Raw genomic sequence first — 11,448 nt, forward strand, 5'->3', positions numbered from 1 at the left:
GAGCAGTTTTGAAGAAAATGGCAGACCGCAAACAATTATTCCCGGCCCCACGCCTCATCCTCGCCGCCTTGGTGGCAGGCGTGCTGGCGGGCGCGGTCGCGGTATATGTCAGCGAGAGCGGTTCTGGCAACAATGCTGCCGCCGATGTCGCCGCAACCAGCGGCAAGGACGATGCCGCCTGCGCGGCCAAAGCCGAGCGCGCCAAAAAGGTCGCAGCGAAGGCGACAGGCCAGGTCGCGGCGCTATTGCCGGCCGATCCGCCGCAGTCGTTGAAAAGCCTCGCCTTCAACGGTCCGGACGGCAAGCCGATGACGCTCGCCGACCATGCCGGCAGGACGCTGCTGCTCAACCTGTGGGCGACATGGTGCGCGCCGTGCCGCGCCGAGATGCCGGCACTCGACGCGCTGCAGAAGGAGATGGGCAGCGACCGCTTCCAGGTCGTCGCGGTCAATGTCGACACCGGCGACGACACCAAGCCGAAGAAGTTCCTCAGCGACATCGGCGTCGCAACGCTCGGCTACTACCGGGATCCGACGCTGGCGTTGTTCAACGACGTCAAGACGCGCGGCCTGGCGCTCGGTCTGCCGGTCACCATGCTGATCGACGGCGAGGGCTGCCTGATCGCGCATATGAACGGCCCGGCCGAATGGTCGGGAGCGGATGCCAGGCGGCTGGTCGAAGCCGCGCTCGGCCCCTCAAGCTGAGCGCAGGGCGGCCGCCGGTTCCAGCATCAGGATGCTGCCGCCGCCGCGTGAGACGGGGGCGTCGTCATCTGCCGCAGGCGCCCTCGCGCCGGTCAGTTCGCCGAACGCCTCGATCGGACCAGGCCTGCCGAGGTAGAAACCCTGCCCGATCTCGCAGTCCTCGGCGTCGAGGAACCTGAGTTCGCCCAGCGTCTCGACGCCTTCGGCGAGCACCGGCAAGCCAAGGCCACGGCCAAGTCCCAGCACGGCGCGCACGATGGCCGCCACCTGACCGTTCCTGTCGACCGACTTGATGAAGGAGCCATCGATCTTGATCTTGTCGAAGGGGAAGGCGCGCAGGTTGGAGAGCGAGGAATAGCCGGTGCCGAAGTCGTCCATGGCGACGCGGACGCCGAGCGCCTTGACCTGCCGCAAGGTGGCCAGCGCTCGCGGCATGTCCTTGACCAGCGCCGTCTCGGTGATCTCGAGTTCGAGCCTGCCGGGCGCCAGGCCGGACCGCAACAGCACCTCATGCACCTTGCGGCTGAAGTTCGGATTGTGCAGCTGCACGGCCGAGACATTGACGGCGACCATCAGCGGGTTCTTCCAGCGGGCGGCTTCCTCGCAGGCGGCCGAAAGCACCCATTCGCCGATCTGGATGATGGCGCCGCTGTCCTCGGCCACCGGGATGAAGACGGCAGGCGAGATGTCGCCATGTTCGGGATGGTGCCAGCGGATCAGCGCCTCGAAGCCGATCATCCTGCCGGTGCTGATCTCCTTCTGCGGCTGGTAGACGAGCCGGAATTCGCCGCGCGCCACCGCCTGGCGCAGATCGTGCTCCATCACTCGCCGGTCGCGCGCCTCGGCGCCCATCGAGGCCTCGAAGTAACGATAGGTGTCCTTGCCCTCCGCCTTGGCGCGGTAGAGCGCGGTGTCGGCGTGGCTGACGAGGGCCGCCTGCTCATCGGCGTCCAGCGGGTAGAGGGCGATGCCGATGCTGGCCGACACAAGGCCGCCGCCCGGCGACAGCCGGTTCTCCTCGCGTATGGCGGCCAGGACCGCCTCGGCGATACGGCCGGCCGCCTGTGGGTCGGGGAGGTTGGGCGCGATGATGGCGAATTCATCGCCGCCGAGGCGGGCCAGCATCTGCCCGTGGCGAAGTTTGCTCGAGGCGCATTGCGCCACCTTCTGCAGCATCGCGTCGCCGGCGGCATGGCCGAACAGATCGTTGACTTCCTTGAACCGGTCGAGGTCGAGCAGCATGAGCGCGAGCTGACCGTCCTTGCCGCCGCGGCCCGCCGCGGCGATCTCGGCTTCCAGCCGGCTGTTGAAGCTGCGGCGGTTGGCAAGCCCGGTCAGCGGGTCGTAGTGGGCGAGGCGGATGATCTCCTGCTCCGCCTTCTTGCGCTCGCGGATGTCGCGCACGGCGACCACGCTGTGCGGCTTGCCGCAATAGTCGATGGGCCTGGCGATCAGCTCGACGGGGATCATGGTGCCGTCATGGCTCTTGAGGTCGGTTTCCCGTGCCTGCCCGTCCGCTTGGGCCATGGCGGTGGCGGAACGCTCGCCGAAGAGGTCGCTGAGCACCATGGTGTTCAGTGTCGTTGAGGCGATGCCGGACAATGCCGCGATGCTGTCATTGGCGCTGACGATGCGGGTGCCGTCGCAGACGATGAGGCCTTCGACCGCTGCATTGGCCAGGCCATGCATGCGCTCGGCCTCCGCCTGGTGGCGGCGGAAGCGCAGGTCGATCCACAGGGCCGCCGCCGAAAGCACGAGGATGACCAGGCTGGCGGCGGCCGCCGCGAAGGCCTGCGACATTGGCTCGATCGTGTATTGCGAGATCTCGATCGAGCTATCCGGATAGATCGACACGGCCCCCATCGCGATGAAGTGCAAGGTGCAGATCGCCAGCGTCAAAAGCACGGCGGCGCTGACCGTTCTCAGCGTCGAGGGGCGGTGCAGCGCAACAAAAAGCGACATCGCGGCAAGCGTGATGCCGGCGACCAGCGAGATCCCGACAAGCAGCTGATCCCAGACGACCCGGCCCTGCACCTCGAACGCCGCCATGCCGGTATAGTGCATCGTGCCGATGCCGACACCGAGCACGGCGCCGCCGACAAGGTAGTGCTCGATGCCGCCGCGCAAGGTGGCGATCCACATGCCGGCGGCGGTAAGCAGGACGGCCGCGGCAAGCGAAAGCACCGACAACTCGGTGTTGTAGGCGTTCGGTATTCCCGGCGAGAAGGCGATCATGGCGATAAAATGCGTCGCCCAGATGCCGAAACCGGTCGAGGTGGCGGCAATCATCAGCCAGGCATAGCGGTTTCTATTGGTCGAGCGGTGGACGTGGCGAAGCAGATTGACCGCCGAGAAGGAAGAAATGCCGCAGATGAGTGCCGCCAGTGCGACCAATCTCAGATCATGCTCGTGCACGATACAATTATAGACCGTCAACATCTCGCGTCACCTGATCTTCCCGCAATAATCAAGCAATGAAATTGATTAGGGCTGGACGCTTGAAGAATCAGTTATTGCCCGTGCAACTACGGCGTGCGCGTTCGGTTGCAGAGGCGCCCGAGACGATCTCATGCGGGGGCGGCAATATCGCCTGCCGCACCTGTCCGACGCCGATGTCAAAAACACTCGCGAGGCTTTGAAACGCGGTCCTGTCCGCGTGCCAATCGGCTTTTCCACAGACCCGCAGGCCACAGCAGAACTGTCACATACCTTCTCTATGAGAGCGGGCAAGGACTTGCGCACAGCCTGATGTCACCAGCCACTCAAAAGGGAATCAAATCCATGTCGATCATCAAGCAGGGCCTTGCCGCCCTTGCCGCCGGCGCTCTTGGCCTGACGCTGGCGCAGCCTGCCGCCGCCGCGCCCGTCAAATTCGATTTCTGGTTCGGCCTTTCGGGCGACCTCGCGCGCGTCGTCGACACGCTGTGCAAGAACTTCAATGCCTCGCAGTCCGACTATGAGGCGGTCTGCACCAGCCAGGGCAATTATGACGCGACGCTGCAGAACACCATCGCCGCCTTCCGCGCAGGCAAGCAGCCGACAGTCGTTCAGGTCTACGATGTCGGCACCGCCACCATGATGCTGTCGGGCGCCTACTATCCGGCCGACAAGCTGATGGAAGAGAACGGCTACAAGATCGACTACAGCGACTATTTCCCCGGCATCGCGCGCTATTACGCGACGTCGAAGGGCGAGATGCTGTCGTTCCCGTTCAACTCCTCGACGGCGCTGATGTACTGGAACAAGGACGCCTTCGCCAAGATCGGCAAGACCGAGGCGCCGAAGACCTGGGAAGATGTCGGCGCCGACCTCAAGGCGCTGAAGGACGCCGGCTATGACTGCCCGATGGCGATCAACATTTCCGGCAACGAGAGCTGGCAATTGATGGAGCAGTTCTCGGCCATCCACAACCAGCCGATCGCCACCGAGAACAACGGCTATGACGGTCTCAACGCCCGCCTCGAGATGAACAAGACCAAGTTCGTCCAGTATGTCGGCGACCTCAAGAAGTGGTACGACGCCGGCCTGATCAAGATCAAGTCGAAGGACCTCGGCCAGGACATGGTGCAGGCCTTCGCCTCCGGCACCTGCCAGCTCATCATGACCTCGGTCGGCGACCACGGCACGGTCGGCAAGACGCAAAAGGAAGGCATGAGCTGGGACGTGGCCGAGCTGCCCGTCTATGCCGGCACCGAGCGCAAGAATTCGCTGGTCGGCGGCGCCTCGCTCTGGGTGCTGTCCGGCAAGTCGCCCGAGGAATACAAAGGCGCCGCCGCCTTCCTCAACTTCATCCATGATCCCAAGACGGCGCTCTTCTGGTCGACCAACACCGGCTACATCCCGGTGGCGAAGTCCGGCTTCGAGTACATGAAGGCCAACGGCTTCTACGACAAGGCGCCCTACAAGGGCCGCGAGGTCGCCATCGCCAGCCTGACCGCGTCGGAGCCGACCGAGATCACCCGCGGCATCCGTCTCGGTAATTTCACCCAGATCCGCGCCGAGTTCGGCACCCAGATGCAGGCGATCTTCGCCAACAAGGTCAGCGTTCAGGAAGGCATCGACACGCTGGTCAAGAATGGAGACGCCATCCTCGACCGCTTCCAGCAGACCTACGCGAACAAGACGCTGCCCTGAGCGTCGGCTTTTCGTGGCCGCCCGCCGACAACAGGCGGGCGGCCGTTTCATATCAGGGCTTGGCCGCCCGGCGGCTTTGGCGGATCGATGGAAAAACGCGTCACTTTCTCAAGATGGTCGATCGGCATCCTGTTCGCGGTGCCGCAGTTGCTCCTGATCTTCACCTTCTTCTATTGGCCCGCCGGCCAGGCGGTTTACTGGTCGCTGACGCTGCAGCAACCCTGGGGCGGCGGCAACATCTGGGTCGGGCTCGACAATTTCCGTTCGATCCTCGCCAACACCGACTATTGGAACTCGATCACCGCCAGCCTGATCTTTGCCGGCATCAGCACCGGCCTTGCCATGGTCATCGCGTTGGTGCTTGCCACCCTGACCGACCGCCAGCTTGCCGGCTCACGCCTCTACCGCGTCGTGCTGATCTGGCCTTACGGCATCGCAGCACCTGCGCTGGCGATGGCTTTCCGCTTCATCCTGGCGCCCGAAGCCGGCTTCATGGCCGCCGTCAACAAGGTCTGGCCAGGCTTCTGGGACCCCGGCCTCAATGGTGCCGACGCCATGGCTTCTGTCATCATCGCGTTCTCCTGGAAATATGTCGGCTACAACTTCATCTTTTTCCTCGCAGCCCTGCAGGCAATCCCGCGCTCACTGGTCGAGGCGGCGGCGATGGACGGCTCCGGCGTTCTCAGACGTTTCCGGGATATCCAGTTCCCGTTGATCACGCCGACAATCTTTTTCCTCCTGGTCATCAACATCACCGAGAGCTTTCAGGATTCCTTCGGCATCGTCGACATCATGACGGCGGGCGGTCCGGCGAACGCGACCAATCTGATGGTCTACAAGATCTATTCCGACGGCTTCAAAGGCCTCGATTATTCCGGCGCCGCCGCGCAAAGCATCATACTGATGCTGCTTATCATCGTGCTCACCATCTTCCAGTTCCGCTTCATCGAGCGGCGTGTGCATTACAAGTGAGGCGGGCATGGTCGAGCGCACCCCGATCCTCAACTTGTTCACCCATCTAATCCTGTTCGTCGGCTTCGCATTTTGCGTGGCGCCGTTCATCATCGTCGCGATCGCGGCCTCGCATAATCTGAAGGATGTCAACGACGTGCCGATGTCGCTGCTGCCGGGCAGCGACTTCTGGGTCAACATCAAGGCAGCGTGGACGACGGCCGATCTCGGGCCGAAGCTGTTCAACAGCTTTATCATGGCCGCAGGCGTGGCGGCCGGCAAAGTCATCATCTCGGCGCTCACCGCCTTCTCGATCGTCTACTTCCGTTATCCCGGCCGCATGCTGATCTTCTGGCTAATATTCGTCACGCTGATGCTGCCGCTGGAAGTGCGCATCGTGCCGACCTACGCGGTCGTCGCCAACGTCATGTCGCCATATCAGGCGATCCTCGACGTGACTGGCCTGAGCTGGCTGATCGAGAAGGTCTCGGGGGTGCAGGTCGCACTCAGCCTCGGGCTGCTCAATTCCTATACCGGCCTTATCATGCCGCTGATCGCCACCGCCACCGGCACGTTCCTCTACCGGCAGTTCTTCCTGACTGTGCCGGACGAACTGACCGAGGCCGCGCGCATGGATGGTGCAGGAGCCTTGCGCTTCTTCATCGACATCCTGCTGCCCTCGTCGCGCAACAACATGGCGGCGCTCGGCACAATCATGTTCCTGTGGGCGTGGAACCAGTATCTGTGGCCGTTGCTCATCACCACCGATGCCAGCCACGCCACGGCGGTGACCGAGCTCAAGCAACTCATCCCCAATGTCGGCGGCATTCCCGAATGGAACATCGCCATGGCCGGCACGCTGATCGTCATGCTGCCGCCGCTCGTCGTCGTCGTGGCCATGCAGCGCTGGTTCGTGCGCGGCCTCATCGCCACAGAAAAGTAGGGACCAGCCGATGGCCTCGATCACCATTCGCGACGTCTACAAAAGCTACGCCAAGATGCAGGTCGTGCACGGCGTCCACCTCGACATCGCGTCGGGCGAATTCGTCGTCATCCTCGGGCCGTCGGGCTGCGGCAAGTCCACGCTGCTTCGGATGATCGCCGGGTTGGAGGAGATATCAGGCGGCACGATCGCCATCGACGGCAAGGTGGTCAACAAGCTCGAGCCGCGCGAGCGCGGCTGCGCCATGGTGTTCCAGAACTACGCGCTCTATCCGCATATGAGCGTTTCGCAGAACATCGGCTATTCGCTGAAGGTGGCGGGCGTTCCAGCCGCCGAACGCGCTCAGCGCATCCAGGCGGTCGCGCGCATCCTGGAACTGGAGCACTTGCTCGACCGGAAGCCGATGGCCTTGTCCGGCGGCCAGCGCCAGCGCGTCGCCATGGGCCGCGCCATGATTCGCGAGCCGAAGGTTTTCCTCTTCGACGAACCGCTCTCCAATCTCGACGCCAAGCTGCGCGTGCAGATGCGCTCGGAAATCCGCAAGCTGCACCGGCGGCTGAGCGCCACCTCGGTCTTCGTCACCCATGACCAGGTCGAGGCGATGACGCTGGCAGACCGGCTGGTGGTGATGAATGGCGGCCGTGTCGAACAGGTCGGCACGCCGGCGGAAGTCTACAGCCGCCCGGCGAGCCGCTTCGTCGCCACCTTCGTCGGCGCGCCGGCGATGAACATGCTGGTAGGCGAGGTCACGCTCGATGGCCTGTCGCTGCTCGGTGGCAGCCGCAAGCTCAACGTCTCGCGCGCGGGCCTGCCGGTCGGCAGCAAGATCGCGGTGGGCATCCGGCCGGAGGCCGTGCGCATCGTCGCCCCCGGCACGCCGGGCGCGCTCGACGCGACCGTCGACCTGGTCGAAGAGCTCGGTGCCGGGCGGGTCATCTATGTCGATCTCGACGGTGCGGCGTTTTCGGTAGTGACGTCGGAAACCGTCCATCCCGCGCCGGGCAGCGCCGTCGGCCTGCAGTTCTCCGAGGCCGACCTGCACTTCTTCTCGTCCGAGACGGGAAGCCGCCTTGACGTCTTCAAGGCGTCGATGCCGGTGCCGGCGCTCTGATCAAGCGCTCGGCCGGCTGCGATGGACGGCAAGGCAACTCCCTGTCCGATCGAAGAAGGGTCGCGCAATGAAAGTCATCCAGGTCACCGACGTCCATCTCGGCCGGCGCGGCGAGATCCGCTTTGGCGCTGACCTGCACGAGCGGCTCGACCGCTGCATCGACCATATCAATGCCCGCCACGGCGATGCGGCACTTTGCGTCTTCACCGGTGACCTGACCGAATCCGGCGAGGCGCAGAGCTATGCCGACCTCCAATCAGCCCTGGCGCGGCTTTCAGTCCCATATCGGCTGCTGCCCGGCAATCACGACAGGCGCGCCAACCTGGTCGCGGCTTTTGCCGGAAATCCAACCGACGAGAATGGCTTCGTGCAGTCGGTCTTCGACACGCAGGAAGCATCGCTGCTGTTCCTCGACAGCCTGGCCGAGGGCCGCGTCACCGGCGAATTATGCGACAGGCGGCTGGCCTGGCTGGATGCCAGGCTCGGCGAGGCGGCGGGCCGCCGGGCCTATATCTTCCTGCATCATCCGCCGATCGAGCTTGGCCTCGAGCTGCTCGATCCGCTCGGGCTCGAACAGCCGCATCGGCTGCTCGAGGTCCTGACGCGGCACGGCAATGTCCGCTACATCTTCTTCGGCCATGTCCATCGCGACATAGCCGGCACAGTCGCCGGCATTCCGTTTGCCGCGCAGCGCGGATTGCACGCCCGCTTCGTGCTCGACTTGGTGGGCGGCGAAGTTGTCGAGCAGGCGCCGCCCGCCTATTCGATTATCCACATCGATGGGCAGCGCGTCGTCGTGCACAGCCACGATTTTCTGGAGACCTGGCCACTCTGGTCGCCGGCGACGGGCGAGCGGGTACGTTAAGGCGTGTCGATATTCAGGCGGTGCCGGCCTGATCTGAATCTCAACACGCCTTGGCTTGGAAGCTCAGGCAAAAACATGCGCTTTGCCGGAGACGGTCAGCCGCACGATCTCGCCAAGCGCCGGCGCGTCGATGCCGGGCTTGCGCAGGATCAGCGGCGTGTTGCCGATCGCCGCCGCGTCCGGCGGGTCGGGGCTGTTCAGGAGCCGCACGGCGATCGTGCACATCGAGCCGGCGAATTCGGATTCCGTCACCTCGCCGAACAGCATGTCCGGGGTTCCCGACATGCCTTCACGCGAGGTCCGTTTCAACAGCACCTGTTCCGGCCTCAGCATGATTCGGGCGACATCGCGGCGTTCGGCTGTGTCGACGGCGATGCGGCCGAGCGGCGAGATAGCGAAACCGTCGGCGATCTTCGCCGGCAGAATGATGGCATCGCCAAGGAACTCTGCGACCATCCTGTCCTTCGGCCGGAAATAGAGTTCGCGCGGCGTGCCGACCTGCGAGAAAAGCCCGTCGCGCATCACCGCGACCTGGCTGGCGAAGGACAGCGCCTCGGCCTGGTCGTGGGTGACGAGGATGGTGGTGATCCCGGCGGCTTCCAGCAACTCGGCCACTGCCTTGCGCATGGAGGCGCGCAAGCCGGTATCGAGGGCCGAGAACGGCTCGTCAAGCAGCATCAGGCGCGGCTTCATGGCCATGGCGCGGGCGAGCGCCACGCGCTGCTGCTGGCCGCCGGAGAGCTCGTGCGGGCGGCGCTTCAGGATCGCCTTGTCGAGCCCGACGATATAGGCGAGCTCGACGATGTGCTCGGCACGCTTCTCGGCGTTTCGCGCCAGGCCGAAGCCGATATTGTCGGCGATGGTGAGATGCGGGAACAACGCCCCGTCCTGCGCGACCACGCCGATGCCGCGCCGGTGCGCCGGCACGGCAGCGCCGCCATTGGCCAGCACCTCGCCATCGAGCACGATCTTGCCCCGGTCCGGCGCCTCGAAGCCGGCGATCAGCCTGAGCAAGGTGGTCTTGCCGCATCCGGATGGCCCGACGATCGCCGTGCGGCTGCCGCTCTCGACGCTGAGGTCAACGCCGGCCAGCGCCGCCACCGGGCCGTAGTGCTTGGCCACGCCAGACAGTTCCAGGAAGCTCATCGTCCGGCCATCCTCTTCGACTGGACATAGAGCAGCCAGGTCAGCGGCAGCGACATCGCCACCATGATGAAGGCATAGGGGGCGGCCGAGGCATAATCGATCTCGCCGCTGTAGGACCAGAAGGCCATGGCCAGCGTGCGGGTGCCGTTCGGCGCCAGCATCTGGGTGGCGGTGAGTTCGTTCATGATGCCGAGCGCCACAAGCGCCATGCCGGCGGCGGCACCCGGCGCTGAAAGCCGGATGGTCGTCGACCACAGTGCCTTGAGCGGCGCCCTGCCGAGGCTCGAGGCGGCGCGTTCGAGCTCGACCGGCGCCTGCGCGATCGAAGCCCTGAGGCTGACCAAAGCGCGCGGCAGGAACATCAGCGCGTAGGCGAAGAGGATGGTGAAGAGCGTCTGGTAGAGCGGCATGGCGACGCGCACGGTTATGGTAACCAGCGCCAACGCGATGACGACGCCGGGCAGCGAGCCGACGATATAATTGCAGCCCTCGAGCAGGCGCTGCAGCGGCCCTGGCGCGCGGATCGAAATCCAGGCCATCGGCATGGCGGCGATGGTGGCGAGCAGCGCGCCGGCCATCGCCAGGAACAGCGTCTGGCCGAGTGCCAGGCTGATTTCGTCGAGGCGCCAGACCTCGGCGCCGCCGGCCACGAGCCAGCGGCCGATGGTGATGAAGGGCACGCCCAGCGAAAGCAGCGAGGCGATGGCCGGCAGCGCCAGGCAAGGCAGCGTGGCGCGGCCGAGGCTGGCGCGCCGCTGCTGGCGGGCCGCCCCAGAGCCGACGCGGGCATAGCGCTCCTCGCCGCGCACCAGCACCTCCAGGGCGAGCAGCACGAAGCAGCATGTCACCAGCACGGCGGCGAGCATGTTGGCGGCCGGCCCGTTGAAGGTCGACTGGAACTGGTCGACGATCGCCGTGGTGAAGGTGTCGAACCGGATGAAGACATAGAGGCCGTATTCGGCCAACAGATGCAGGCCGACCAGCAACGAACCGCCGCAAATGGCCAATCTGAGCTGCGGCAGCACGACGCGCGCGAAGACCCGCCACGGACCGAGCCCAAGGGCGGCGGCCGCGTCCTCCAGTGCGGGGTCGAGCCGGCGCAGCGCTGCGGAGATGGGCAGATAGAGGAATGGAAAATAGGCGATGACGGAGACGAGAACGCCGGCCCACAGGCCGTGCAGTCCCGGCACCAGGCTGATCCAGGCATAGGAATGTACGAAGGCCGGAATGGCGAGCGGCGCCACCGACAGCCAGGCCCACAGGCGGGCGCCGGGCAGGTCGCTGCGCTCGGTCAGCCAGGCCAGCGCCACCGAAAGGACGATGGAGATCGGAACCGCCAGCGCCACCAGCAGGATCGTGTTGATCAGGAGGTCGCCGACGCGCGGACGGAAGATCAGCGCCGAGACCGTCTCCCAGCCGGTCTGGACCGCGATCCAGATGATGAAGGCCAGCGGCAGCAGCGCAAGCAGCGAGACCAAAGCGGCGGCAAGCAGGATCCAGGACGTCGATCGCCGGCGTCGCGGGCGCCCCGCCGCCGGCAGGCCCGAATGGATGAGGTCGACCGCCGCTTGCATCAGACCGGACGCCGCGCCGC

At 65.2% G+C, this 11,448-nt stretch carries 9 protein-coding genes; 6 read left to right on the top strand and 3 right to left on the bottom strand.

The features are described 5' to 3' along the window. Positions 1-17: 17 nt before the first annotated feature. Positions 18-704: a TlpA disulfide reductase family protein gene (locus tag EJ073_RS25930; RefSeq protein WP_126058100.1), complete on the top strand. Its 687-nt coding sequence runs from the start codon at positions 18-20 to the stop codon at positions 702-704. Here the strand turns inward: EJ073_RS25930 and EJ073_RS25935 are convergent. Further along, positions 696-3,143, bottom strand: a complete 2,448-nt coding sequence (locus tag EJ073_RS25935) for an EAL domain-containing protein (RefSeq protein WP_126058101.1) — start codon at positions 3,141-3,143, stop codon at positions 696-698. The genes EJ073_RS25930 and EJ073_RS25935 overlap by 9 nt on opposite strands. A 342-nt stretch (positions 3,144-3,485) precedes the next feature. On the opposite strand from EJ073_RS25935, the gene EJ073_RS25940 reads away from it, so the two are divergent. The 5 genes from EJ073_RS25940 to EJ073_RS25960 all read left to right on the top strand — a co-directional run bounded on the left by EJ073_RS25940 (position 3,486) and on the right by EJ073_RS25960 (position 8,708). After that, a complete protein-coding gene (locus EJ073_RS25940) occupies positions 3,486-4,838 on the top strand; it encodes an extracellular solute-binding protein (protein WP_126058102.1) in 1,353 nt (450 codons plus the stop codon). Positions 4,839-4,925: 87 nt separating this feature from the next. Continuing rightward, entirely contained in the window at positions 4,926-5,810 is an 885-nt protein-coding gene (locus EJ073_RS25945) for an ABC transporter permease subunit (protein WP_126058103.1), read from the top strand. Between the two features lie 7 nt (positions 5,811-5,817). Further along, entirely contained in the window at positions 5,818-6,732 is a 915-nt protein-coding gene (locus tag EJ073_RS25950; RefSeq protein WP_126058104.1) for an ABC transporter permease subunit, read from the top strand. 10 nt (positions 6,733-6,742) lie between these two features. After that, on the top strand, positions 6,743-7,843 hold the full coding sequence (gene ugpC / locus EJ073_RS25955; protein WP_126058105.1) for a sn-glycerol-3-phosphate ABC transporter ATP-binding protein UgpC: 1,101 nt from the start codon (positions 6,743-6,745) through the stop codon (positions 7,841-7,843). 67 nt (positions 7,844-7,910) lie between these two features. Beyond that, positions 7,911-8,708, top strand: coding sequence for a phosphodiesterase (locus EJ073_RS25960; protein ID WP_126058106.1), 798 nt, complete (start codon positions 7,911-7,913; stop codon positions 8,706-8,708). Between the two features lie 63 nt (positions 8,709-8,771). Here EJ073_RS25960 and EJ073_RS25965 read toward each other — a convergent pair whose 3' ends face one another. Both EJ073_RS25965 and EJ073_RS25970 read right to left on the bottom strand, forming a co-directional pair. After that, positions 8,772-9,854 carry an ABC transporter ATP-binding protein gene (locus tag EJ073_RS25965; protein WP_126058107.1) on the bottom strand — a complete coding sequence of 361 codons (1,083 nt, stop codon included), beginning with the start codon at positions 9,852-9,854 and terminating at the stop codon, positions 8,772-8,774. Further along, on the bottom strand, positions 9,851-11,428 hold the full coding sequence (locus tag EJ073_RS25970) for an iron ABC transporter permease (protein ID WP_189347608.1): 1,578 nt from the start codon (positions 11,426-11,428) through the stop codon (positions 9,851-9,853). Before EJ073_RS25970 ends, EJ073_RS25965 begins: the two co-directional genes overlap by 4 nt. Positions 11,429-11,448 lie beyond the last annotated feature (20 nt).

Origin of the sequence: Mesorhizobium sp. M4B.F.Ca.ET.058.02.1.1 (assembly GCF_003952505.1) — a bacterium.
Lineage (GTDB): Bacteria > Pseudomonadota > Alphaproteobacteria > Rhizobiales > Rhizobiaceae > Mesorhizobium.